We start from the raw sequence: 23,348 nt of genomic DNA, 5'->3' as shown, positions 1-23,348 counted from the left end.
TCGCAAATATTGAAGCAAAGTGGTCAGTGCTTACTGTACGAACATTGTGATTTGAGAGCAATCTCCGCTAGGGAGGATGTCATCCCAGTGCTCCTTTCTCGTCATCCCAGTTCCCAGACACTGGGATCCAGAAAACTTAACTTTAAATAAGTGGCTGCATAATAAACTACACATTAAACCTAAAGTGCATTATATCACCATCTTGCACGATGTAATCTCTGCCTTCAAAGCGAATTTTTCCTGCGTCTTTACAAGCCGGTTCACTTCCATACTTTATGTAGTCTGCAAAGCTTATGGTTTCTGCTTTTATGAAGCCTTTCTCAAAATCAGTGTGGATTACACCTGCTGCTTTATCGGCTGTTGACCCTATTTTTACTGGCCATGCCCGTGCTTCTTTGGGGCCCACAGTAAAGAAAGTTATCATACTCAGCACTTCATACATAATACGCGCTACTCCATCAAGGCCTGATTCTTGTAAGCCAAATTCTGATAAAAAACTCTGTTTTTCCTCTTCACTATCAAGATTTGCAATATCTGCTTCGAGTTTTGCTGAAATGCAATAAAATTTGCTTTTATTTTCCTCCGCCATCCTCTCTACCTTTTTAGATAATTCATTGCCAGTTATAACATTTGTATCTTCAACATTGCAAACGTACATAACGGGCTTTGTTGTCAGCAATTGAAGCAACTTCATCTCATCTTCATCGATATTCTCCAAACTTCTTGCAGGTTTACCTAATTTTAAAGTAGCTAAAACCTCTTGCATTAATTCAAGTTGTCTCTTTAGCTCTTTATCACCTTGCTTTGCTTTCTTTTCCAATTGAGGAAGCCTTTTTTCTATGCTATCAATATCAGCTAGGATTAATTCCATTTCTACCACTTCAGCATCTGATATTGGATCTATTTTACTGTGTACGTGGCTAATATCGTCATCCGTAAAGCACCTGAGCAGATGAACGATGGCATCAACTTCTCTGATATGGCTTAAAAATTTATTGCCGAGCCCTTCACCTTTGCTCGCACCCTTTACCAGACCTGCAATATCTACAACTTCTAATTGGTTGTAGATTACCTTCTCTGAACCGGCAATTGCTGCGATTTGTTTCAAGCGCTGATCTTTTATCGAAATCTTGCCTATATTTGGCTCGATTGTGCAGAAAGGATAATTTGCAGCTTCGGCTGCACTTGACTCTGTAAGCGCATTAAATAAGGTTGATTTTCCTATGTTTGGTAACCCAACTATACCACAGTTAAAGCTCATATTTGCTATTTAAAGCCATAATTATTGCATAATTTAAGAATTTTTGCTATACTTAATTAGTTACAATTTTGTTGGTATAGTAATATATATTAAATTGAGGTAAAACCATGACTACAGCTGAGGAACGGAAACTACCAAGTGATTTCCTTGATGTTGAGAGTGAAGTAACTTCTTTAAGTAGTAGTTCTTACCCTGACAATTTCCATGTAGGACAAGCAATTGGTAATGGAAGCTGTTTCTTTGACTCGTTCAGACAAAGTCTAGAACAACAGAAAGGAGAGCAAGTTACTGTCGAAAAATTAAGAAATGATTGTAGGGAATTTGCACAAAAGAATCCACCAAAGTGGTTTACAAATGCAATTGTCAATAGTCATGATAACAATGGCCAGCACCGTAGTGAAACTGTAGATGATTATACAGCAAACATTATGCGTAACGATAGGTGGGGTGATCCTGACGTTGAAGGCAGAATACTTTGTGAAAAGTATAAGGTAAAGCTACATGTTATAGAGAACCAGACTGTTGATAACCAAGATCTGTCTTTGCATGAATTAATAGACAATTCAGGTTCAAAAAGTGCAGGTGAATACAATAAAGTTGATTATAATGATAGTAGTATTGTGCATATAATAAACAAAGGCTATTCTCATTTCAAACCATTGCTTGATATAAACAAAAGTTTAGCAAAACAACTGCAAGAGGAAACCAAACTTAAACAAGAGCAAGAACAAGAAGATTTCCTATTAGCAAAAAAGCTTCAGTTAGATGAGATCTTAGAATATTGTAACCTTTCAAAGGATATCCCTGAGAGAGCAGAGGTTAAAAAGGGATTTGATAAGTTATTGGCAGAAAATGCTGATGGAAAAATTGGTGATGTTGTAGGGCAGTGCGTTAGTGATATAAAGCAGCGCATAGAGCAGCAAAACCCTTCAAGTTTACTAAGATGTGGTACGGAATCGATGGCAGAACCATTTCATCAACAACGAGCACCACAACTTGTAAAATCTTAATAGCCCTGTATATTTTTATATAGGGCTTTTGCAAGCATTTCATATAATATGAACTTGCAGTACGTACTAACCTAAATGCAAGTTGACCATGAGACTAGTTTAATTATTGATGCCATAGAGGAATTTGGTGGTGAGGCTAGGCTTGTCGGCGGGTGTGTGAGAGACTCAATTTTGCAGCGTGATGTCCACGACATCGATTTAGCTACTAATTTGCTTCCCAATCAAACGATTAAAGCGCTAAAACTCCGTAATATAAAAACTATTCCAACTGGCTTAAAACATGGGACTATAACTGCGGTTCTAAATCAAAGATCTTTTGAGATCACAACACTAAGGCATGATGTGAAATGTGATGGCAGGCATGCAAAAGTAGAATTTACCAATAATTGGCAAGCGGATGCTTCAAGGCGTGACTTTACATTTAACGCTCTATACGCAGATAAGCATGGCCATATATATGATTACTTTGGTGGTATAGAGGACTTAAAAGCGCAAAGGTTAAACTTTATAGGCAACGCTGAAGATAGAATTAAAGAAGACTATCTACGTATTTTAAGAGCATTTCGTTTTCATGCAAAAATATGTGCCGGAGATTTGAGTGATGAAATACTAAGCGTATGCAAAAAGCATTCACATATGATCCAAAACCTCTCTGGAGAGAGAATAAGAGATGAAATACTTAAATTGCTGGAGTGCAATGATCCTTTTCCAACACTTAAGAGCATGCAAGAATCTGATGTTTTGCAAAAGATTATCCCAAAAGAAGTAAAATGCGAAATTCTGTCTTCGCCACTTCTTTTGGGCACTGATGTGCTAGTAAAATTAGCTTTACTCCTTAGGACCACTAAAAAAAATGACAGGCTAAGTCTTGGAGAATATGTAAGCAAATTTTTACGTCTTTCAAACAAGCAAAAGAAAAAGCTGTTATTTTTACTATCCAATGATATCAAAACAGAGCTTTCGGAAAAAGAGCAAAAAAAATACATATCTTTATTTGGTAGGGAACTATATTGTGATTTAGTGAAAATTTGTGGCGTTGAGTCTGGAGAAAATGTTGATGAATACATTTCATTTGCTAATACATTCAATATTCCAAAATTTCCTTTATCTGGCGATGATTTAATAAGTATAGGTCACCAGCCAGGAAAAAGTTTAGGTAAAAACTTAGAATTGCTAAAACAACATTGGGAAGACAGCTCCTACACTTTAACAAAAGAGGAGCTGGTGCTTTATGCTAAGAGCCTACTCTAACTGCTCTCTGGCTGTTTAATGAATGTACGCTTACAGTATTAGGGGAACTCATCGGGGAATTAGGTGTGTATTCTTTTTTAGCTTTTTCTGTTAATTGGTATTCGTTTACTCCTCCTTGAGTTTGATTACACATTCCCTGATCTGGAGATAAAAATTTATCTCTTATGCTTGATGTCAGTTGTAACTCTTGAATCTTATCTAAAAAAAATCTCATTCTAGCTTCTACTAGGCTCTGTGGACAAAATTTTAGAGAAGCCATACAAGAGCTCCAACAAAATTGAGAAAACCCATAAAAACCTCAGCAGTTTTATCAAATCTGGAAAAAATGCGCCTAAAATTTTTAATTTTACCAAAAAAACACTCAATCAAATGACGTTCTTTGTAGATATGCTCATCGTAATACCTTTGCACTTTTCGATTCCGTTTTGGCGGAATAACTACTGTACATCCCTTGTCTTCAAGACTTGTAACAAAGGCATTGCTATCGTAGCCCTTGTCAGCTACTACAGTAGAGTTATAGATATAGCTCTTTTCATAATAGTCCGGAAAGTTCATAGAAAAGCAGAATCAACAGCATGACGAAAAGATGTGAATAGAGGAATGTTTTTCCTAGCTCTGTTTTTTATAGCAAACCAATGATGCTCAATTTTGTTAAAATCGGGAGAATAAGGCGGTAGATATAAAATTTCTGCACCAACTCCTTTAGCAAGTTCAGTAATCTTATTAGACTTATGAAAAGTAGCATTATCAAGGATAACAGTTTGTCCAGGTTCCAAAATCGGTGTTAGGAACTGCTCAAACCATTTATTAAAGATATCCATATTACAGTGGCCTTCAAATGTTAACGGAACAACTATTTTTCTGCCGTTTAAGGCTGCAATCATACTGATTCGTTGAATTTTTTTACCAGATTTTAGAGCATAAAACCGCTGTCCTTTCTGAGAATATCCATAGGGATAGTCTTCGGTATTATCAATACCAGATTCATCTATATATACTAAGTTTTGAGGTTCTTTTGTTGCTATAATTTTCAAAAATTCAGCACGTTTTTCTTCATTCCTTTCTTTGTATCCATATGTCTTTTTTTGCGTGTGAGTCCAATTTTTTTAAGAGCTCGATGAATCGTTGGGATACTAACATTACTCCAAAGCTTAGCCATTTCCGATAGAGTTTTTCCACCATGTTTTTTGGCAAATTCAGTAAATTTATTCCAGTCGGTAATTTTGTGATTATAACCTCCATTTCCAAGTTTTTTCGACTGAAAATCTCCTGTTTCTTTTTTTCTTTGCTGCCACTCCCATAATGTAGTTCTTCCAATTTTAAATCTTGCTGCTACCGTTTCTCTGCTTTCCCCTTCGTCTAGCACTTCCATTGCTTTTTTTCTTAAATCATAACTATATGCTGCTGGCATACTTACCTTCACTACTATAAACTCTTATTTTAACCCGTTTGGACCATTATGAAAAGAGCTATACTTTCGGTCAACACTTGTGCCTGCGTAATTTCATTTCTTTGACCAGGAGTCAGAGTAAATTTAAGTGGATTTCCAAGTGCATCGACAAGCGCATGTATTTTAGTTGTAAAGCCACCTTTGCTCCTCCCTAAAGCTTCTTGATCCTTGGAGTTTTTTGTATATCCAGATGAACATGGATGGCCTCGGATGATCGTACCGTCGATTATAGCAACTTCTAAATCAGGCTCTTGTTTAGTATATTCAAGCAATTTTTTCCAGACATCTCTTTCACACCATCTTTTAAATCGCTTATGTATACTCCTGTAATTACCATAAGTTTTTGGTAAAAGTCTCCATTGGCAACCACTTCGCACTATGTACCACACTGCCTCTATGAATATTCTTAAACGTTTTTCATCTTTGCTGTGCATTCCTTTTACGCTTTTTATGAACTCTAAAATTTGTTTCCAATTTTCCTCTTTGATGTAATATTGCATATGGTAGTTTCTCCATTTTTTACCTATTAGGCTAAACTACCATCTTTTTCTCTCTTTTCATATTTTTTGTCCACAGAGCCTAGCTCTTTCACAACAATTTCTTTAAGTAATTCTCCTGAGTCGTTATTATTATTCTTCTTGCTATTAAAGCTGTGCAAGATAGAGTCTACAATCTTATTTACCTCTTCTTGTTTGTTAAATTCTAATTTTTTTACACATTTTACAACAGAAGATGACAACTTGGCTTTTAACGTGTCATCTTGTAGTTCTTTACCTACATTTTTTCCAATGTTACAATGTTCGTTGACAACTTTTTTAACCTTAGCTTCTATGATCTCACTTGCAGATTTTGTCAAATTATTTTCTAATAGTTTAAGTAATTCTTCACTTTCAAATTTTCCACTATTTTTATTTGATAGAGACTTTATAGTTTTATTAAGCACGTTATGGCAAAAGTGCTTTTCTTTAAATTCAGGAAAACCTTTTTTAACTCCTCGTTTTTCTTAGATAAAAGGTTGTCGAGATTCTTATCCCCAAAAAGCTTAGAGAAAGCCTTTGGAATTTTTGACTTCATAGAACCAGTAGTTGATTTTGCAGTATCTTGGAACCTAGCAACCTCATTTTCTGAGCTCTTTTTCTCTACTTTAGCAGTGCTTAATTGACTGCTTAAATCTTTTAGTGCTGTTGAATTATTTATTTTCATATTTTTTTCTAACTTAACCGAAGATCTCTTTGCTTCATTTTCGAACGATTTCAATTTCTTCTCATGTTCTTTGGGTTTTGCCAAAAATTTTTCTGTTTCTATAACATTCCTTTCCAATCTTTCAAATGCAGATTTCGATTTTCCAATTGCTTTTTTTAGTGGATCATTTACTTGTAAATTATTTTGTTTATTGCAAGATTTAATATATGTCTCTACCTGACTTATATTCTCATTAAAGCAGTCTTCATCTTTTGCCGAGAGTCTGCCTATTTCTCTAATATACTCTTCAAGTTCTCCAGATATGGATTTTAATTCTTCACTTTCTTTTTCTAGAAAGTCGTTTCTATATTCTTTACAGTGATTAACCAATTCATCTTCAACATCAGAGAGGTCTTCATCAGTATTTACTCCAGAGTAAATTTCTTCATCTTCACTTGTTTCAACACATTAGGTCTGCATTGCTATATCGTAAAATGTTACTTTATTAGTTTGAACCTCTCCATCCTTACTTATTACTCCACTTTGGCTCTCTCTTACTGCTACTTCAGGTTTTAAGTCAACTTGAACACTTCCATCTATTGTCTTAAAAGCATCAGTTTGAACTTCATTGTTTGCAGTAGTTTTATCGTAGTACAAAATATTTTCTGCCCATCTGTTCCATCTCTTGGGCAATATTCGTCCAATCGTTTTTAGAAACAACCAAGCAAATACAGTAGACCAACTGTATTTTTTTTCCTTTCGTTTAACATTAATTTCATAATTAGCCGTATTATTAATATTTGGCATAAAATTACCTTGTTTTTTAACTTTAATTTACAGAAAATTTTAACAGTGATAAAGTTATATATATTAGTATAATAAATACTAACGCAGGTGTCAAATTATGGTAAAGTCTTTGCTCGCCTAATACATTTTAAGCAGAAATACACATGTCTGTAAGTACAGCATTTGCTTTTCCTATCGCTCTTGCTAACACTTCCTGTTCATTGTTCTGATTTTTCACATTGATTACCTGAGCAGCTAAGTTTGCAGGAAAAGTGACCAAACTGACTTCCCATAATTCCACTTGTTTTAACACTCTAGCTCCGCTTTTATGATCAACATCATACTCTATAGGTATATAGCCGATGGAAAGTCCGTTAATTGCCCCAGTTTTGAGCATCAAATACACTTCTTCTGCTTTCTGAATACCCAAAAGTAAATGTGCAATTATATATAGACCAACATCATTTTCATAAATATCTATGATACTACCTATAGGTTCGTCAGGATTATGCTGCCAAAGGAGTTTTATTTTATTTCTGTTTAAATTTTCCTTAAATGCTCCGGGCAATATCAGATCATTTTGTTTATCAACTATGTTAAAAACGCTCGCATAACCAGAAAATACACCATTTTCTCCTATACTTTTTATTGACAATGGTGAATAGAGAAATTTCTTATTCATAAGGCCTCCTGTAGGTTATAGTATTGGGAATTCTGTTTGCACAATGCACTGCAATGTCAAATCTATTATATGCAGTGCTCTAAAAGGGGGAAGCACTTTTCTTAGTTACTAAAAACGCTAACTAGAATCCAGATTGGACACTGGGTTATAAAATTCTACGTCATACCACCGCGGCGCTAACAAGTAGCGGAATGACGATTGTCAAGGTGTCATCCTAGTGCCTCTATGATGTCATCCAAGTAGCCTTCTTTTCCTGTCATCCCAGTGCCCAGACACTGGGATCCAGAAAACTTAACTTTAAATAAGTGGCTGCATAATAAAGACTAGATTCCAGACTGGAATGACACCCTACTTAACCGTCATACCGCGATTCATTCGCAGTATCTCTTAACATAGATCCCGCTAACACGTAGCGGGATGACGATTGTCAGGCCAGCGCCTCTATGATGTCATCCAAGTAGCCTTCTTTTCCTGTCATCCCAGTGCCCAGACACTGGGATCCAGCCTTTCCATAATCATCAAAACATTGTATTGTAACGTAAAACGGCTACTTTTATGCTTACCAACTTAATAAAATTCCTGGATCCCAGTGTCTGGGCACTGGGATGACACCCTCCTAGTAGAAACGCTTTTGTAATTGCAACATTCGTGCAATCTTTAGCCATGAATATTAAGAAACTTACCAAACGAAAAAAAGGCAAAAGAAACCCTAGTCATTGTCTATTTTCAGTATTGGCGTTTTTTTATGTTTTTTACACTTAGTAACCGCGACTCAGCTGCATTTAAACTGCAACTAACTTTTAGCTATAAACATTAAAAAATTTACTAAGCAGAAAAAAAGGCAAAGAAAACCTAGGGTAGCTAGTATTCAAATTCTCCCTTGTTCTATTTGACGTCTTTTGATGTCTTAAACGCTTTATAAGCGCGTTTCGTCTTGTATAGGTAGAAACCCAGAAGTTTTATAAAGACATGAGGTACACATAGTGCAAAAAATTAAGCATGATTTACACCAAATACAAAGTTCCCTTTGTCGTTTTAATCTGCAGATTGCGAAGATAAATAAATAGCTTCAATTTTATGATAAGGGGGCTGGCGGAGTTTGTCAAGCAAGTTTTTAGCCCTGTCTCCTTGCTATAATGTTCATATCGATAGAAAAGCAAAAGAATAAAATGAAATATCAAGTGATATCCTCTATAATTAAATTTTTTGAATGAAGAGATGACGATTCGTGTGGGAATTAATGGTCTGGGTAGAATAGGCAGAGGCGTATTGCGTGCTATTTATGAAATAGAAAAGTATAGTGAGCAAATAGAAGTTGTAGCTGTAAATGGATCGCTCAGTGCAAAGCAGCATGCACATTTGATTAAATATGATTCTATTCATGGCAAATTCAGAGGTGATATTGATTTTAATGAGTCTCAAAATTGGATTTCTATAAATGGCAAAAAGTTTTCTTTATATAGAGAACGGAGCCCTGAAAATATTCCTTGGAATGTTGATGTAATACTTGAATGTACTGGTGCATTCAACAAACGTGAAGAAGCAATAAGGCACAATGCAGAGAAAGTAATTGTCTCTGCTCCAGTTCCGGATGCTGATGTCACTATAGTTTATGGTGTGAATAACGATATGCTCAAAAAAGAGCATAAAGTGATATCAGCAGGTTCTTGCACTACAAATTGCCTTGCTCCGATTGTGAAAGTCCTACACTCCAGTTTAGGTATAAAAAGCGGTTTTATGACTACTATACATGCCTACACGAATGATCAAAATGTTCTTGATGGTAATCATAAAGATTTGCGTAGAGCAAGGGCTTGCGGATTATCTATGGTGCCAACTACAACCGGGGCAGCAAAAACAATTGGTTCTGTCATCCCTGAATTAAAAGGAAAGCTAGATGGCACTGCTGTCAGAGTTCCAGTTAGCAATGTTTCTATGGTTGATTTTAAATTTACGACTGATAAAAAAGCGACCGTTAAAGAAATCAATGAAATGTTTAAGGATGCAGCTCTCTCCTCTACGTCATTCCAGCGCGTGACGCTGGAATCTAATTTCTGGATCCCAGTGTCAGCTACTCGGATGACATCAGAGGGTACTAAGATGACATCAGAGGGTACTAGGATGACATCAGAGGGTACTAGGATGACAGAGGGTTATCCAATGTCAAATGTACTTTCTATATGCGCGGAACCTTTAGTCTCAATAGATTTTGTGCATAACCCTTATAGTGCAATTGTGGATTTAACTGGTACATATGTTACAGGTGATATATGCAGGGTTGCAGCGTGGTATGACAATGAGTGGGCTTTTTCGCTGAGAATGTTAGAAATAGCATTATTGAGCCATAGTAAAGTATGAATGAAAACTCGAACAAATATGCCTCTTTTTATGAGCACTTTGCGGAACTCAGAAAAAGAGTTATCTTTTGCTTTCTATTTTTTTGCGTTGCTTTTGGTTTTTGTTACTACTTTAAGGAAAATATATACCGTTTTTTACTCGCACCTTTAATAGAAGCAACAAAAGGTAGCGAAGGTTTTTCTTTAATTTACACAGACTTAACAGAGGCATTTTTTGTGTATCTTAGAGTTGCAATGATGAGTGCACTTTTGCTCTCTTTTCCTGTGTTTGCATGGCAATTCTATATGTTCTTAGCACCTGGGTTATATAAAAGTGAAAGGGCAGTGTTGTTGCCATACTTAATTGCAACACCGGTTTTATTTGTAACGGGAGCTACTGTAGTCTATTACTATATATTTCCTTTAGCCTGGAAGTTTTTTATCAACTTCGAACACAGTGGTAAATCCTTCGATATACCGATAGAGTTTATGCCATCAGTTAGCGAATATTTAGACCTCGTTCTCCAATTTATGTTTGCATTTGGCACTGCATTTCAAATTCCAGTAATACTCACATTGATGGTGAGAGTAGGGTTACTCACTACACAAAATTTGTCAAATAAACGCAGAATCGCGATAGTGGTAATTTTTATTATCGCTGCAATCTTAACTCCACCTGATGTATTAAGCCAAATAGGGCTTGCAATACCAATGCTGATTCTATATGAATTGTCCATTCTGATATGTAGGTATATTGAAAAAAAGAAGACAAAGATTTAAACAAAGGAATCCCTCTTATCTCCTTTATATCACATTTTTAACTTACAATCGTCCTTCCATAGGTTGAAGTTTGAACTTGCAGATTTTTTAATCTCGCACCATGCGTTACTTTTTGCTCTGCATCAAGGCCAAACATTGCGCTATCTAGGCTCTGTGGACAAAAAATATGAAAAGAGAGAAAAAGATGGTAGTTTAGCCTAATAGGTAAAAAATGGAGAAACTACCATATGCAATATTACATCAAAGAGGAAAATTGGAAACAAATTTTAGAGTTCATAAAAAGCGTAAAAGGAATGCACAGCAAAGATGAAAAACGTTTAAGAATATTCATAGAGGCAGTGTGGTACATAGTGCGAAGTGGTTGCCAATGGAGACTTTTACCAAAAACTTATGGTAATTACAGGAGTATACATAAGCGATTTAAAAGATGGTGTGAAAGAGATGTCTGGAAAAAATTGCTTGAATATACTAAACAAGAGCCTGATTTAGAAGTTGCTATAATCGACGGTACGATCATCCGAGGCCATCCATGTTCATCTGGATATACAAAAAACTCCAAGGATCAAGAAGCTTTAGGGAGGAGCAAAGGTGGCTTTACAACTAAAATACATGCGCTTGTCGATGCACTTGGAAATCCACTTAAATTTACTCTGACTCCTGGTCAAAGAAATGAAATTACGCAGGCACAAGTGTTGACCGAAAGTATCTATAACTCTACTGTAGTAGCTGACAAGGGCTACGATAGCAATGCCTTTGTTACAAGTCTTGAAGACAAGGGATGTACAGTAGTTATTCCGCCAAAACGGAATCGAAAAGTGCAAAGGTATTACGATGAGCATATCTACAAAGAACGTCATTTGATTGAGTGTTTTTTTGGTAAAATTAAAAATTTTAGGCGCATTTTTTCCAGATTTGATAAAACTGCTGAGGTTTTTATGGGTTTTCTCAATTTTGTTGGAGCTCTTGTATGGCTTCTCTAAAATTTTGTCCACAGAGCCTAGCTGTGCACCAAGAAGAGCACCGAGTTCTGAGCCGATAATCCGGCCAATTGGCCCAAAAATGCTGCCTGCTTGACCAAAAATTGATGATAAAATTATTGTGGACATGATAATCCTCCTTTTTGATAGATTTTTTTGAAATTGTTGAGAGAAGATCCAAGTGTCACGCTAATTGGATGACACCTCTAACCTTGTCATCCCAGTGCTTCCTCCTTTGTCATCCCAGTGCTTCCTCCTTTGTCATTCCAGTGCTTCCTCTTTTGTCATCCCAGTGCTTGACACTGGGATCCAGGAATTTTAATTGTAAGCAAGCACACTGAGTTGATAAGTATAAAAATGGCTGAAAAATAAACATTTTTGATGAGGTCACATAGAAAGCTGGATCCAAGTAGTCAAGCTACTTGGATGACAAGAAAGGGTGCACAGGGATGATAGATACTATGATAAGAAATTCAACAGCTTACAATGAATAGTTGAAGTTTTTAATTAAGAAAAATACACGAGTAAATCATGTAGCTATAATCATTGTAAGCAACAATGAAAAAGTGCGGAAGTAAAAAATTTATGTTGACTTTACAATATCAATTCTTAGTATAATTTAGTATTATAAAAATGGTAATGAAAATGAAATTTGAAATGTCAGAAGAGAATAGTAAAAGAGTTTTATCTGGTATAAAAGGGATTGCTAATGTTGGTCAAAACTATCTTGCATCACTGAATAATAGCACTAAACCAACTAGCTCTGGAAAAAAATTAATCAACGTTTTTTTATTTGTTCCAATCATCATACCCACTGCTATAACAATATCATTAATTGGTCTTACCTACCTATTTTCGAATGCCGTTAATGCTCAAAAAGATGATTCTAAATTATCTAAAGTAATAAAATTTATAGTTAGATCTCTAATCTATATAGCTGCTGCCGTGGTTTTAATTCCGTGCATTGTATTAAATCTAATAATTTCACTGATACCATTTCTTATTTTGCGAGCTATCAATAAAGACATGTTTGGTCAAAAAAACATAGAAAACGATGAAGGTCAAACAGTAAATAAAGTTGAGATAAGTAATGACAAAGAATACAATGAGCGTGTTGAAAAAGAAGCTAGCATATTAGGAACTGACCAACATCAAAACAATGAAGAGCACGAGCAAAATGAACTAAGGAGTAATAGTCAAAGTAATTCAGAACAACACCATTCAGCATATAATCAAGCATTAGTAAGTAATGGTCAACTACATAATCAACCGACTGTAGAAGTAATATCTCGAGAAGTGGGTAATACGCGATTTGTAGACCAGACTGTTATAGCAAAGAATATAAATAATGATGGTATACGAGATGGTGAAATGATGGTGCGAACAGTTGGAAATGATCGTAACTTCACTGCTTGTGGTGTTGTTACTGGAGATGCTACTAATAAACAAGAAGGTTTCGCTACTGCTATGGGGTTTTCATGTAACATTGTTGAAAATGGAATAGATTTCCAACTTGGCTGCAGTATGCGCACTGGAACTGACAAAAAGCAAGCAATTAAACATCTTAAGCAAAGTGAATCAGCGCGAACTTTGCTCTCCGGCAATGGTGGCATGTTATCTATAGAGCAACCTGGTAGCTCAAAACGAAAGTAGTAATTATTTCACCAGCGGCAAAGTGATACCATGCTGATTCATATATTTTCCTTTCATATCATCATATGATTTCTCGCATTCACTTTCGCCGCTTAAAAATACGAATTGGCATGCGCCTTCATTAGCGTAAATTTTTGCAGGAAGTGGAGTGGTGTTTGAGAATTCGAGTGTGACATGACCTTCCCATCCAGGTTCTAAGGGAGTAACGTTTACTATAATTCCACATCTTGCGTAAGTTGATTTACCAACACAAATGACCAGTACATTCCTTGGTATACGAAAATATTCCACTGTACTTGCAAGCACAAAGCTATTTGGTGGAATTATGCATACGTCTGTTTCTTTATCTATGAAACTATTCTCAGAAAAATTTTTAGGGTCCACGATGGCTGAATTAACGTTAGTAAAAATTTTAAATTTATTATCCACTCTTGCATCGTAACCATAAGATGATAGTCCGAAAGATATAACACCTTTGCTACTTTTGTGATTCACAAAAGGCTTTATCATTCCAAAGTTTTCAGCTTTTTCTCTTATCCATTTATCTGGCATAACTGCCATAATTGCCCCTTAAAGTTGTGTAATACTTACAATAATATAAAATAAAATTTAAATGTAAACTGTAGCTTTTGTCATGCAAGTAGCTTGTATCAAATCACAATGTTCATACAGTTAGTGCGACCCGAAAGTCGTGATTTTGTGATGGTTAAATTCCATCTTCCCTAGACATCGGGGATAATGTATGTCTCACATTTTAGAGAGTGGCAACCTCTAGGCTCTGTGGACAAAATTTTAGAGAAGCCATACAAGAGCTCCAACAAAATTGAGAAAACCCATAAAAACCTCAGCAGTTTTATCAAATCTGGAAAAAATGCGCCTAAAATTTTTAATTTTACCAAAAAAACACTCAATCAAATGACGTTCTTTGTAGATATGCTCATCGTAATACCTTTGCACTTTTCGATTCCGTTTTGGCGGAATAACTACTGTACATCCCTTGTCTTCAAGACTTGTAACAAAGGCATTGCTATCGTAGCCCTTGTCAGCTACTACAGTAGAGTTATAGATACTTTCGGTCAACACTTGTGCCTGCGTAATTTCATTTCTTTGACCAGGAGTCAGAGTAAATTTAAGTGGATTTCCAAGTGCATCGACAAGCGCATGTATTTTAGTTGTAAAGCCACCTTTGCTCCTCCCTAAAGCTTCTTGATCCTTGGAGTTTTTTGTATATCCAGATGAACATGGATGGGCTCGGATGATCGTACCGTCGATTATAGCAACTTCTAAATCAGGCTCTTGTTTAGTATATTCAAGCAATTTTTTCCAGACATCTCTTTCACACCATCTTTTAAATCGCTTATGTATACTCCTGTAATTACCATAAGTTTTTGGTAAAAGTCTCCATTGGCAACCACTTCGCACTATGTACCACACTGCCTCTATGAATATTCTTAAACGTTTTTCATCTTTGCTGTGCATTCCTTTTACGCTTTTTATGAACTCTAAAATTTGTTTCCAATTTTCCTCTTTGATGTAATATTGCATATGGTAGTTTCTCCATTTTTTACCTATTAGGCTAAACTACCATCTTTTTCTCTCTTTTCATATTTTTTGTCCACAGAGCCTAGGATGCAAGCATGAGATAAAAGCAGGTAACACTAAACCTTATAGTGAATCCCTGCAAACAGAGTTAGATATGGTTACGAGAGGAACCAATGCCTGAATTGTCGTAACGAACGATATGCGAAATAAGGTTGGTTAACGCATAGACCAAAAGGTACGGAGAAAGTGGATAATTAGAACTTGACTGGTCTGATTAAGATGTTTCCCATCTCCCGGCAAAAAGTTGGAACCTAAGTCTAACATGAAACAATTTCATGGAACGGAGTAACATTATAGATGCTCTTATTCTTTAAGCAGGGAGCCACCCGTATGCACCTATAATGAGGGATTGTCTAAGAAGCCAAGGCCTAAAGTAATGTTTAGGATATGCTGACGTGGACACTGTAATTTGGAAGGTAAAGTTGTGAGTAGTGGTTAATATGTTATGAGCCAACATTAAGTGTTAGGTATGAATGAATACGACTTCTCTAGTAATATAGAGAATGCTGTATTTAAGCTATAAAAACAAATTTACCAAGCTTTGAAATGTTAATTACATGGAGAAGTATGTATGACAAACACCAAGTTAGAGAGAAGCCGGATGTGGTGAAAGTCACAAGTCCGGTTTTGAAGTCGAGTGGGGAGAGGTGACTTTCTCCACTTAGATAACTGCGCATGGCGCTGGGATGACAATGGATTATTAACTAACAAATTGTACTTCGTCACATGGTAAACGATGTCATTCCAGTCTGGAATCCAGAAAACTTACCAGGTAATAAGAACTGGATCCCAGTGTCTGGGCACTGGGATGACATCCTCCTAGGCTCTGTGGACAAAAAATATGAAAAGAGAGAAAAAGATGGTAGTTTAGCCTAATAGGTAAAAAATGGAGAAACTACCATATGCAATATTACATCAAAGAGGAAAATTGGAAACAAATTTTAGAGTTCATAAAAAGCGTAAAAGGAATGCACAGCAAAGATGAAAAACGTTTAAGAATATTCATAGAGGCAGTGTGGTACATAGTGCGAAGTGGTTGCCAATGGAGACTTTTACCAAAAACTTATGGTAATTACAGGAGTATACATAAGCGATTTAAAAGATGGTGTGAAAGAGATGTCTGGAAAAAATTGCTTGAATATACTAAACAAGAGCCTGATTTAGAAGTTGCTATAATCGACGGTACGATCATCCGAGGCCATCCATGTTCATCTGGATATACAAAAAACTCCAAGGATCAAGAAGCTTTAGGGAGGAGCAAAGGTGGCTTTACAACTAAAATACATGCGCTTGTCGATGCACTTGGAAATCCACTTAAATTTACTCTGACTCCTGGTCAAAGAAATGAAATTACGCAGGCACAAGTGTTGACCGAAAGTATCTATAACTCTACTGTAGTAGCTGACAAGGGCTACGATAGCAATGCCTTTGTTACAAGTCTTGAAGACAAGGGATGTACAGTAGTTATTCCGCCAAAACGGAATCGAAAAGTGCAAAGGTATTACGATGAGCATATCTACAAAGAACGTCATTTGATTGAGTGTTTTTTTGGTAAAATTAAAAATTTTAGGCGCATTTTTTCCAGATTTGATAAAACTGCTGAGGTTTTTATGGGTTTTCTCAATTTTGTTGGAGCTCTTGTATGGCTTCTCTAAAATTTTGTCCACAGAGCCTAGTGAAAATTGCTCTCAAATCACAATGTTCGTACAGTAAGCTGCTTGCAGACACCATTGTTACAATGTTCATGCAATTGAAATAGCGGTCAATTGGATTAGCTATAGGTCAATCACAAGAGAAAATTAAAGCTTTTCAGTTTGATTTTTTATTACAATAATTAAATTTATGTTCTTAACTAAAAATAATGCTTAGAAACTTTCTCCTGATTTTTGTATTCGTATTATTCATGCCGCTGTCAAATGCTGATGCCAGGAAATACATCAGAATTGTTGGGTCTTCAACTGTTTTTCCTTTTATCTCATTTATAGCCGAGGAGTTCAATCGTGTATTCTCCTTTAAGACTCCAGTTGTGGAATCGATAGGAAGTGGATCAGGGTTCAAAATGTTTTGCTCAGGAATAGGGGAAGACACGCCAGACATCACCACTTCATCTCGCCCTATGAAGGAAGTAGAAAGAGAACTATGTAAAAGAAATAAAATTAATGAAGTGATAGAGATCATCATTGGCTATGATGGAATTGTCATTGCAAATTCAAATCAAAGCCATAGATTTGATTTCACAAAGAAGGACTTATTTGAAACTTTATCTGCATATTCTCAAGAAAATGATAAATTAGTAAAAAATAATAAGAAGTTTTGGTCTGATGTAAATCAAGCCTTACCAAAAACAGAAATTGAAATTTATGGTCCACATCAAAATACAGGCACATACGAAACTTTGGTTAATTCTATTATGCTTGATCAATATTCATGTATGAACTCGAAAATTTTTAAAGAGAATTATAAAGATCAGGAAGAAAGAAAGAAAGCATGTGGTAATATAAGGGATGATGGAAGGTATATAGAAGTTGGAATTAATGAAAACATAATAATACAAAAATTGAAAAGTAACAAGAACGCCTTAGGGATATTTAGTTTCAGCTTTTTAATGAGGAATCAAGATAAAATACAAGGAAGCACAATTGCAGGAATTGAGCCAACTTACGAAAATATATCATCGGGAAAATATATATTAGCAAGACCTCTATACCTTTACATAAAGAGGGAACACCTAGATACTGTTGATGGATTAAGAGAATTCATAAAAGAAATTATAGATTCGATCGGCATTGAAGATGGGTACCTATCTAGGCTTGGTCTAATTCCACTTTCAAGTGAAGATATAAAGAAAGCTTCAGCAAAGGTTTATGATATAACGTGACGGCAACGCTTTTTTTATATTCTCTGTTCTAGCGGTGCGCACAACTGTACGAACGTTATGATATAAAAGTAATTTTTACTAAGAGAGGTGTCATTCCAGCCTGGAATCCAGCTTTCCATCCAAGAGCCAGTGCCTCCTTCTCCTGTCATCCAAGTACCCTCTTCTTGTCATTCCAGTGCTTGACACTAGAATCCAGCCTTTTCATAATCATTAAAACGTTGTATTTTAACATAAAACGGCTACTTTTATGCTTACCAACTTAATAAAATTCCTGGATCCCAGTGTCAAGCACTGGGATGACACCCTTCTAGTGTACTTCTTGTTGTTGTGTAAACGGTTTTTCTACACTTGAATTTTCTAAAACCTTAGCAATACCAGCACCCATTAATATAACTGCTGCCAAAACTGTTAAAGCCAGTGCAACTACAGGATACGCTAGCACATAGGCTGCAATAGCACCAACTACGCATAGTCCAACAACGCATAGAGCAATCTTCCCTTTGTGTTCACTCCAGAAGGTTGTATCGTTTTTTTCTGGGGTTTTGTTGCCAGTAGTTGGTGTAGTAGTGTTAGTTACTATAGGAGCGTTGGAATCAAGACCCATTACCCTCTTGTGCTCTTCCACTTCTTCAATAACTGTTTCAAGAGCAAAACATATATCTGTGTTATTAGAGTCAATTTTTCCTTGAAAGCGTTTAAGATCATCTATCATGCCCGTAAAATATGGTTGACCTTCAAAAAATTCTATTACCTTGTAATTACACAAAAAATCACGAGTTTTTTGATCAGCTTCCTTCCAAATTAGTTCAATGATCTCTACTTTAGTGCTAACGCTAGCATTAGAACAGTCAATAACATCATTTAAATGGTACCTTTGTCACTAGTCAGAGTCCCCTCGTGGCTCAAAACTGCTTGTATATCATTATGTTCCTTATTGTCGAGTACGTTCTGGACTTCTTGAAAATTGTCATTCCTGAATGCCTGTCTTAATGAACCTAGAATTTCTTCTTGTGCATTAGTTAATTCAACCATATCTTACCTCTAATAAAAATTTAATTATCACACATATTTACAAGTAAATCAAGTATATTGTTAATAACTGTTAATAAAGGCCAACAAAATGCTTGACGTTAGAGTAGCTTTTATGGCTTTGTATAGCGAGGAAGTAACTCTATGAAAAATCATCAACGTTTACAAACTTTACGTTCAATTGCATTTATTGTGGGAATATTCCTATTGCTGTTTAGCTTAGCAATGCTTATTCCTGCTATTACCAATAAGTATCTCAGCTACGAATGGAAAAATTTCCTCGCTGGATTCATAATTACCTGCACATCTGGCGCAATTTTTATTTTACTCGGTAAATTAAGTAGATTGCATGGAATGCCAGCAATTTTTGCGATTACTAGTTGCACCTGGATTGCCTTGTCTCTGTTTGCAGCTATTCCTTTCTATTTTGATAATCTGAGCTATGTTGATGCATTGTTTGAAACGATATCTGGCATCACAACCACAGGGGCAACTATATTTAATGATATTGAAAAACAATCTCCAGGAATACTGCTATGGAGAGCAATGCTACATGGCATGGGGGGTTTTGGTGTAATCACTTTAGGAATTGCAGTTTTTCCTATGCTCAAGATTCTCAGCCTAAATAATTTACTTTATTCTGAATATTCAGATGCTACCAAAAGGAAGTTGCCGAATACGCGAAGCGTAGTGATTCATGTTACAGCAATATATTATAGCCTAATTTTATTATGCGTATTTTCCTATTATCTAGCTGGTATGCCACTGTTTGATGCAATATGTCACGGAATGTCCGCTGTATCAACTGGTGGATTTGCTAACTATAATGATTCTATAGGGCACTATGATAACCCTATGTTAGAAGTCATAACGATCATTTTTATGATTTTGGGTTCTCTGCCTTTTCTTAGCTATTTAAAAATCATAAGACGGTTAGACATTTGCTATGATGAGCAGTTCTCTTACTTTTTTAAGATAGCTATTGTTTCATCTTTATTTGCTTGTTTTTGGTTGTATAAAAATGTTGATTTAGGAGTGTCATTATCATTTAGATGCAGCACATTTACCATCACCTCTTTAATTACGTCAACTGGTTATGCAATCTGTAATCATATAGATTGGAGTTTCATTTCAGTCTTAGCTTTTTTTCTCACCTTTGTTGGTGGATGTAGTGGTTCTTCAAGTGGTGGTGTCAAAATCTTCCGCTTGATTGTTCTTTTAAGGTCTATAAGAAATTACTTTTACCTTTTATTAAACCCTGATGCAGACAATGGAGTAAAATTCAATGGAAAAATTCTGGAGAATGATGAAGTTCACTCTGTCTTTATATTTTTTGCAATTTTCATGTTAACGTTTACCATTTCATCAATAGTGATATCTTACTTAAGCAATGCAGACTTTATAACTAGCATCAGCTCAGTCTCTGCAACGCTTACAAACTCTGGCCCGGGATTTAGTAATTTAATAGGTCCTTCGGGTAATTATTCCTCTTTCAGTAATGAAGTAAAATTATTTCTATCGTTTTTAATGCTGCTTGGCAGACTTGAAATATTGCCAATCTATTTTTGTATAGGCAATTTATTCTTATTTAATAGAAAGAAATAGTTGGTGAAGTTGTGAAATTTGATATTATAGCTAAACTGACTTACGACAATTTGAAAAACCGTCATTCCGCTACTCGTTAGCGGAATCTATACCGCGAATAAATCTAGTTATCTAAGTGGAGAAAGTCACCTCTCCCCACTCGACTTCAAAACCGGACTTGTGACTTTCACCACATCCGGCTTCTCTCTAACTTGGTGTTTGTCATACATACTTCTCCATGTAATTAACATTTCAAAGCTTGGTAAATTTGTTTTTATAGCTTAAATACAGCATTCTCTATATTACTAGGTGTATGGTCCCAGAGTGTGATGGTGTGGATTTAGTATAAATAATTCTGGAGACTGTGTCCACTGATAACATATAAATTCATAAGGAGTAAGACCCTTAAGAGTTTTGAGTCTCTTTGCATAATTATAAGCCATAACAAAGTTATAAAGGTGTTCTTTAAGTTGCTGGTGCGATTGATAGTAATACTTCTTAACTGTAGCATCCTTTAAAGTTTTATTCATACGCTCGACTTGCCCATTCGTCCAAGGATGGCTAACTTTTGTCAAACGATGTTCAATAACATTCTCTTCGCAAACTCTATCAAATATATGTTGGAAAGCATACTTATGACGCTTCTGGTTTGTAAATTGTATACCGTTATCTGTCAAAATAGTATGGATTTTATACGGTAAAATTCTAATCAAATTACGTAAGAACTCAGCAGCTATGGGTTTTGTAGCACTGTTACGCAACTCAACATAGGTAAATTTGGATGTCCTATCAATAGCAACAAACAAATGTAATTTGCCCTCCTCAGTTCTAACTTCAGCAATATCAATATGAAAGTAACCGATAGGATATTGTTTGAATTTCTTTTTTGACTTAACTTCTCCATCAACAGTTGGTAATCTGCTAATGTTGTGTCTTTGTAAACAACGATGCAAGCTAGAGCGAGTCAAATGCGGAATTGTAGACTGCAGAGCGTAAAGGCAATCATCTAGTGGCAGTAGTGTATACTTGCGAAATGTAACTATTATAGCTTCCTCTTCTAGGCTCTGTGGACAAAAAATATGAAAAGAGAGAAAAAGATGGTAGTTTAGCCTAATAGGTAAAAAATGGAGAAACTACCATATGCAATATTACATCAAAGAGGAAAATTGGAAACAAATTTTAGAGTTCATAAAAAGCGTAAAAGGAATGCACAGCAAAGATGAAAAACGTTTAAGAATATTCATAGAGGCAGTGTGGTACATAGTGCGAAGTGGTTGCCAATGGAGACTTTTACCAAAAACTTATGGTAATTACAGGAGTATACATAAGCGATTTAAAAGATGGTGTGAAAGAGATGTCTGGAAAAAATTGCTTGAATATACTAAACAAGAGCCTGATTTAGAAGTTGCTATAATCGACGGTACGATCATCCGAGCCCATCCATGTTCATCTGGATATATAAAAAACTCCAAGGATCAAGAAGCTTTAGGGAGGAGCAAAGGTGGCTTTACAACTAAAATACATGCGCTTGTCGATGCACTTGGAAATCCACTTAAATTTACTCTGACTCCTGGTCAAAGAAATGAAATTACGCAGGCACAAGTGTTGACCGAAAGTATCTATAACTCTACTGTAGTAGCTGACAAGGGCTACGATAGCAATGCCTTTGTTACAAGTCTTGAAGACAAGGGATGTACAGTAGTTATTCCGCCAAAACGGAATCGAAAAGTGCAAAGGTATTACGATGAGCATATCTACAAAGAACGTCATTTGATTGAGTGTTTTTTTGGTAAAATTAAAAATTTTAGGCGCATTTTTTCCAGATTTGATAAAACTGCTGAGGTTTTTATGGGTTTTCTCAATTTTGTTGGAGCTCTTGTATGGCTTCTCTAAAATTTTGTCCACAGAGCCTAGCGTTAAAACAGTCGATCTTGGACGCTTTGGACCCATATCAGCATCTTTCGTAAATGAACGTTTTCTCCACTTAATAATAGTTTTTGGATTAAGGTTATAATGCTTGGAGAGTTTTGCTATGCTCTCTTTTCTATTTTGTATTGCTCTACGAATCGTCTGTGTTGTTTTGGCGCACCCATGTAATATTTGTCCCATAACTCCTCCTTTGATGGTATTTTTTTCTCATATTTTATCATACCATCACACTCTGGGACTGTACACCTAGTATATTCAAGCAATTTTTTCCAGACATCTCTTTCACACCATCTTTTAAATCGCTTATGTATACTCCTGTAATTACCATAAGTTTTTGGTAAAAGTCTCCATTGGCAACCACTTCGCACTATGTACCACACTGCCTCTATGAATATTCTTAAACGTTTTTCATCTTTGCTGTGCATTCCTTTTACGCTTTTTATGAACTCTAAAATTTGTTTCCAATTTTCCTCTTTGATGTAATATTGCATATGGTAGTTTCTCCATTTTTTACCTATTAGGCTAAACTACCATCTTTTTCTCTCTTTTCATATTTTTTGTCCACAGAGCCTAGTATATTCAAGCAATTTTTTCCAGACATCTCTTTCACACCATCTTTTAAATCGCTTATGTATACTCCTGTAATTACCATAAGTTTTTGGTAAAAGTCTCCATTGGCAACCACTTCGCACTATGTACCACACTGCCTCTATGAATATTCTTAAACGTTTTTCATCTTTGCTGTGCATTCCTTTTACGCTTTTTATGAACTCTAAAATTTGTTTCCAATTTTCCTCTTTGATGTAATATTGCATATGGTAGTTTCTCCATTTTTTATCTATTAGGCTAAACTACCATCTTTTTCTCTCTTTTCATATTTTTTGTCCACAGAGCCTAAAATAATGGAGTATGTCTCTCCATCATTCAATAGCAATTACAGTATGTTTAGCTATAATTT

The 23,348-nt window shown here is 35.7% G+C and carries 25 protein-coding genes and 2 pseudogenes; 10 read left to right on the top strand and 17 right to left on the bottom strand.

What is annotated here, in order from left to right; genetic code table 11:
- Positions 1 to 166 precede the first annotated feature (166 nt).
- The gene (gene ychF, locus OOK85_RS04680) at positions 167 to 1,261 is read right to left on the bottom strand and encodes a redox-regulated ATPase YchF (protein WP_264338346.1); all 1,095 of its coding nucleotides are present in this window, start codon (positions 1,259 to 1,261) and stop codon (positions 167 to 169) included.
- A gap of 107 nt (positions 1,262 to 1,368) precedes the next feature.
- Between ychF and OOK85_RS04675 the strand changes: the two genes are divergently transcribed.
- Positions 1,369 to 2,271 (top strand): OTU domain-containing protein, encoded by a 903-nt coding sequence (locus OOK85_RS04675; RefSeq protein WP_264702439.1) that lies wholly within the window; start codon positions 1,369 to 1,371, stop codon positions 2,269 to 2,271.
- A gap of 75 nt (positions 2,272 to 2,346) precedes the next feature.
- The gene (locus OOK85_RS04670) at positions 2,347 to 3,522 is read left to right on the top strand and encodes a CCA tRNA nucleotidyltransferase (RefSeq protein ID WP_264702437.1); all 1,176 of its coding nucleotides are present in this window, start codon (positions 2,347 to 2,349) and stop codon (positions 3,520 to 3,522) included.
- Here OOK85_RS04670 and OOK85_RS04665 read toward each other — a convergent pair.
- The 8 genes from OOK85_RS04665 to OOK85_RS04630 all read right to left on the bottom strand — a co-directional run bounded on the left by OOK85_RS04665 (position 3,506) and on the right by OOK85_RS04630 (position 7,622).
- Positions 3,506 to 3,781 (bottom strand): hypothetical protein, encoded by a 276-nt coding sequence (locus tag OOK85_RS04665; RefSeq protein WP_264702435.1) that lies wholly within the window; start codon positions 3,779 to 3,781, stop codon positions 3,506 to 3,508. The genes OOK85_RS04670 and OOK85_RS04665 overlap by 17 nt on opposite strands.
- On the bottom strand, positions 3,769 to 4,077 hold the full coding sequence (locus OOK85_RS04660) for a transposase (RefSeq protein WP_264702433.1): 309 nt from the start codon (positions 4,075 to 4,077) through the stop codon (positions 3,769 to 3,771). Before OOK85_RS04660 ends, OOK85_RS04665 begins: the two co-directional genes overlap by 13 nt.
- A protein-coding gene (locus OOK85_RS04655; RefSeq protein ID WP_264702431.1) for an IS630 family transposase occupies positions 4,074 to 4,933 on the bottom strand; the annotation gives its coding sequence in 2 pieces (ribosomal slippage) (positions 4,074 to 4,609 and positions 4,609 to 4,933; 861 coding nt in all). The genes OOK85_RS04660 and OOK85_RS04655 overlap by 4 nt, the downstream gene beginning before the upstream one ends.
- A gap of 29 nt (positions 4,934 to 4,962) precedes the next feature.
- A complete protein-coding gene (locus OOK85_RS04650; RefSeq protein WP_264702429.1) occupies positions 4,963 to 5,472 on the bottom strand; it encodes an IS5 family transposase in 510 nt (169 codons plus the stop codon).
- Between the two features lie 26 nt (positions 5,473 to 5,498).
- Entirely contained in the window at positions 5,499 to 5,915 is a 417-nt protein-coding gene (locus tag OOK85_RS04645; RefSeq protein ID WP_264702427.1) for a hypothetical protein, read from the bottom strand.
- The gene (locus tag OOK85_RS04640) at positions 5,897 to 6,544 is read right to left on the bottom strand and encodes a hypothetical protein (protein WP_264702425.1); all 648 of its coding nucleotides are present in this window, start codon (positions 6,542 to 6,544) and stop codon (positions 5,897 to 5,899) included. Before OOK85_RS04640 ends, OOK85_RS04645 begins: the two co-directional genes overlap by 19 nt.
- A 78-nt stretch (positions 6,545 to 6,622) precedes the next feature.
- Positions 6,623 to 6,961 (bottom strand): hypothetical protein, encoded by a 339-nt coding sequence (locus OOK85_RS04635; RefSeq protein ID WP_264702423.1) that lies wholly within the window; start codon positions 6,959 to 6,961, stop codon positions 6,623 to 6,625.
- Positions 6,962 to 7,088: 127 nt separating this feature from the next.
- A complete protein-coding gene (locus tag OOK85_RS04630) occupies positions 7,089 to 7,622 on the bottom strand; it encodes an HK97 family phage prohead protease (protein ID WP_264702421.1) in 534 nt (177 codons plus the stop codon).
- Positions 7,623 to 8,840: 1,218 nt separating this feature from the next.
- On the opposite strand from OOK85_RS04630, the gene OOK85_RS04620 reads away from it, so the two are divergent.
- The 4 genes from OOK85_RS04620 to OOK85_RS04605 all read left to right on the top strand — a co-directional run bounded on the left by OOK85_RS04620 (position 8,841) and on the right by OOK85_RS04605 (position 13,368).
- Complete coding sequence (locus OOK85_RS04620; protein WP_264704193.1) at positions 8,841 to 9,980, top strand: type I glyceraldehyde-3-phosphate dehydrogenase; 1,140 nt, start codon at positions 8,841 to 8,843, stop codon at positions 9,978 to 9,980.
- The gene (gene tatC / locus OOK85_RS04615) at positions 9,977 to 10,738 is read left to right on the top strand and encodes a twin-arginine translocase subunit TatC (RefSeq protein WP_264702418.1); all 762 of its coding nucleotides are present in this window, start codon (positions 9,977 to 9,979) and stop codon (positions 10,736 to 10,738) included. The genes OOK85_RS04620 and tatC overlap by 4 nt, the downstream gene beginning before the upstream one ends.
- 227 nt (positions 10,739 to 10,965) lie before the next feature.
- Positions 10,966 to 11,718 carry an IS5 family transposase gene (locus OOK85_RS04610; protein ID WP_264702164.1) on the top strand — a complete coding sequence of 251 codons (753 nt, stop codon included), beginning with the start codon at positions 10,966 to 10,968 and terminating at the stop codon, positions 11,716 to 11,718.
- 642 nt (positions 11,719 to 12,360) lie between these two features.
- Entirely contained in the window at positions 12,361 to 13,368 is a 1,008-nt protein-coding gene (locus OOK85_RS04605) for a hypothetical protein (RefSeq protein ID WP_264702415.1), read from the top strand.
- A 3-nt stretch (positions 13,369 to 13,371) separates the two neighbouring features.
- Here the strand turns inward: OOK85_RS04605 and dcd are convergent, their stop codons facing one another.
- Positions 13,372 to 13,929: a dCTP deaminase gene (gene dcd / locus OOK85_RS04600; protein ID WP_264338453.1), complete on the bottom strand. Its 558-nt coding sequence runs from the start codon at positions 13,927 to 13,929 to the stop codon at positions 13,372 to 13,374.
- Between the two features lie 231 nt (positions 13,930 to 14,160).
- The gene (locus OOK85_RS04595; RefSeq protein ID WP_264702259.1) at positions 14,161 to 14,913 is read right to left on the bottom strand and encodes an IS5 family transposase; all 753 of its coding nucleotides are present in this window, start codon (positions 14,911 to 14,913) and stop codon (positions 14,161 to 14,163) included.
- A 959-nt stretch (positions 14,914 to 15,872) separates the two neighbouring features.
- On the opposite strand from OOK85_RS04595, the gene OOK85_RS04590 reads away from it, so the two are divergent.
- Positions 15,873 to 16,625 carry an IS5 family transposase gene (locus OOK85_RS04590; RefSeq protein WP_264702164.1) on the top strand — a complete coding sequence of 251 codons (753 nt, stop codon included), beginning with the start codon at positions 15,873 to 15,875 and terminating at the stop codon, positions 16,623 to 16,625.
- Positions 16,626 to 16,831: 206 nt separating this feature from the next.
- Positions 16,832 to 17,848, top strand: a complete 1,017-nt coding sequence (locus tag OOK85_RS04585; RefSeq protein WP_264702412.1) for a substrate-binding domain-containing protein — start codon at positions 16,832 to 16,834, stop codon at positions 17,846 to 17,848.
- A gap of 307 nt (positions 17,849 to 18,155) precedes the next feature.
- Here the strand turns inward: OOK85_RS04585 and OOK85_RS04580 are convergent, their stop codons facing one another.
- Positions 18,156 to 18,614, bottom strand: a complete 459-nt coding sequence (locus OOK85_RS04580) for a hypothetical protein (RefSeq protein ID WP_264702410.1) — start codon at positions 18,612 to 18,614, stop codon at positions 18,156 to 18,158.
- Positions 18,615 to 18,709: 95 nt separating this feature from the next.
- On the bottom strand, positions 18,710 to 18,880 hold the full coding sequence (locus OOK85_RS04575; protein ID WP_264702408.1) for a hypothetical protein: 171 nt from the start codon (positions 18,878 to 18,880) through the stop codon (positions 18,710 to 18,712).
- A 141-nt stretch (positions 18,881 to 19,021) separates the two neighbouring features.
- Here OOK85_RS04575 and OOK85_RS04570 point away from each other — a divergent pair, with 141 nt between their 5' ends.
- Positions 19,022 to 20,482 carry a TrkH family potassium uptake protein gene (locus OOK85_RS04570; RefSeq protein ID WP_264702406.1) on the top strand — a complete coding sequence of 487 codons (1,461 nt, stop codon included), beginning with the start codon at positions 19,022 to 19,024 and terminating at the stop codon, positions 20,480 to 20,482.
- A gap of 284 nt (positions 20,483 to 20,766) precedes the next feature.
- Here OOK85_RS04570 and OOK85_RS04565 read toward each other — a convergent pair.
- Positions 20,767 to 21,525 (bottom strand): annotated as a pseudogene (locus OOK85_RS04565) (IS481 family transposase); the annotation flags it as partial.
- 76 nt (positions 21,526 to 21,601) lie between these two features.
- Between OOK85_RS04565 and OOK85_RS04560 the strand changes: the two are divergent.
- Entirely contained in the window at positions 21,602 to 22,354 is a 753-nt protein-coding gene (locus tag OOK85_RS04560; protein ID WP_264702403.1) for an IS5 family transposase, read from the top strand.
- A gap of 18 nt (positions 22,355 to 22,372) precedes the next feature.
- Here OOK85_RS04560 and OOK85_RS04555 read toward each other — a convergent pair.
- The 3 genes and pseudogenes from OOK85_RS04555 to OOK85_RS04545 all read right to left on the bottom strand — a co-directional run.
- Positions 22,373 to 22,570: pseudogene (locus tag OOK85_RS04555) on the bottom strand (IS481 family transposase); the annotation flags it as partial.
- A complete protein-coding gene (locus OOK85_RS04550) occupies positions 22,492 to 22,881 on the bottom strand; it encodes a transposase (RefSeq protein WP_264702401.1) in 390 nt (129 codons plus the stop codon). The pseudogene OOK85_RS04555 and the gene OOK85_RS04550, both read right to left, overlap by 79 nt.
- 57 nt (positions 22,882 to 22,938) lie before the next feature.
- A complete protein-coding gene (locus OOK85_RS04545; RefSeq protein WP_264702399.1) occupies positions 22,939 to 23,205 on the bottom strand; it encodes a transposase in 267 nt (88 codons plus the stop codon).
- Positions 23,206 to 23,348: the final 143 nt, after the last annotated feature.

This window comes from Wolbachia endosymbiont (group A) of Volucella inflata, from assembly GCF_947250665.1.
Lineage (GTDB): Bacteria > Pseudomonadota > Alphaproteobacteria > Rickettsiales > Anaplasmataceae > Wolbachia > Wolbachia pipientis.
The sequence above is the reverse complement of the archived record's forward strand: the minus strand, read 5'-3'. Positions and strand labels throughout refer to the sequence as shown.

Excerpts from the sequence above, each read along its gene's own strand:
- OOK85_RS04610 (WP_264702164.1), top strand. The coding sequence starts at position 10,966 with ATGCAATATTACATCAAAGAGGAAAATTGGAAACAAATTTTAGAGTTC.
- OOK85_RS04595 (WP_264702259.1), bottom strand. The coding sequence starts at position 14,913 with ATGCAATATTACATCAAAGAGGAAAATTGGAAACAAATTTTAGAGTTC.
- ychF (WP_264338346.1), bottom strand. The coding sequence starts at position 1,261 with ATGAGCTTTAACTGTGGTATAGTTGGGTTACCAAACATAGGAAAATCA.
- OOK85_RS04620 (WP_264704193.1), top strand. The coding sequence starts at position 8,841 with ATGACGATTCGTGTGGGAATTAATGGTCTGGGTAGAATAGGCAGAGGC.
- OOK85_RS04650 (WP_264702429.1), bottom strand. The coding sequence starts at position 5,472 with ATGCAATATTACATCAAAGAGGAAAATTGGAAACAAATTTTAGAGTTC.
- OOK85_RS04660 (WP_264702433.1), bottom strand. The coding sequence starts at position 4,077 with ATGAACTTTCCGGACTATTATGAAAAGAGCTATATCTATAACTCTACT.
- OOK85_RS04665 (WP_264702435.1), bottom strand. The coding sequence starts at position 3,781 with ATGGCTTCTCTAAAATTTTGTCCACAGAGCCTAGTAGAAGCTAGAATG.
- OOK85_RS04575 (WP_264702408.1), bottom strand. The coding sequence starts at position 18,880 with ATGGTTGAATTAACTAATGCACAAGAAGAAATTCTAGGTTCATTAAGA.
- OOK85_RS04560 (WP_264702403.1), top strand. The coding sequence starts at position 21,602 with ATGCAATATTACATCAAAGAGGAAAATTGGAAACAAATTTTAGAGTTC.
- OOK85_RS04590 (WP_264702164.1), top strand. The coding sequence starts at position 15,873 with ATGCAATATTACATCAAAGAGGAAAATTGGAAACAAATTTTAGAGTTC.
- OOK85_RS04585 (WP_264702412.1), top strand. The coding sequence starts at position 16,832 with ATGCTTAGAAACTTTCTCCTGATTTTTGTATTCGTATTATTCATGCCG.
- OOK85_RS04630 (WP_264702421.1), bottom strand. The coding sequence starts at position 7,622 with ATGAATAAGAAATTTCTCTATTCACCATTGTCAATAAAAAGTATAGGA.
- OOK85_RS04605 (WP_264702415.1), top strand. The coding sequence starts at position 12,361 with ATGAAATTTGAAATGTCAGAAGAGAATAGTAAAAGAGTTTTATCTGGT.
- OOK85_RS04635 (WP_264702423.1), bottom strand. The coding sequence starts at position 6,961 with ATGCCAAATATTAATAATACGGCTAATTATGAAATTAATGTTAAACGA.
- tatC (WP_264702418.1), top strand. The coding sequence starts at position 9,977 with ATGAATGAAAACTCGAACAAATATGCCTCTTTTTATGAGCACTTTGCG.
- OOK85_RS04570 (WP_264702406.1), top strand. The coding sequence starts at position 19,022 with ATGAAAAATCATCAACGTTTACAAACTTTACGTTCAATTGCATTTATT.
- dcd (WP_264338453.1), bottom strand. The coding sequence starts at position 13,929 with ATGGCAGTTATGCCAGATAAATGGATAAGAGAAAAAGCTGAAAACTTT.
- OOK85_RS04545 (WP_264702399.1), bottom strand. The coding sequence starts at position 23,205 with ATGCAATATTACATCAAAGAGGAAAATTGGAAACAAATTTTAGAGTTC.
- OOK85_RS04550 (WP_264702401.1), bottom strand. The coding sequence starts at position 22,881 with ATGCAATATTACATCAAAGAGGAAAATTGGAAACAAATTTTAGAGTTC.
- OOK85_RS04675 (WP_264702439.1), top strand. The coding sequence starts at position 1,369 with ATGACTACAGCTGAGGAACGGAAACTACCAAGTGATTTCCTTGATGTT.
- OOK85_RS04670 (WP_264702437.1), top strand. The coding sequence starts at position 2,347 with ATGCAAGTTGACCATGAGACTAGTTTAATTATTGATGCCATAGAGGAA.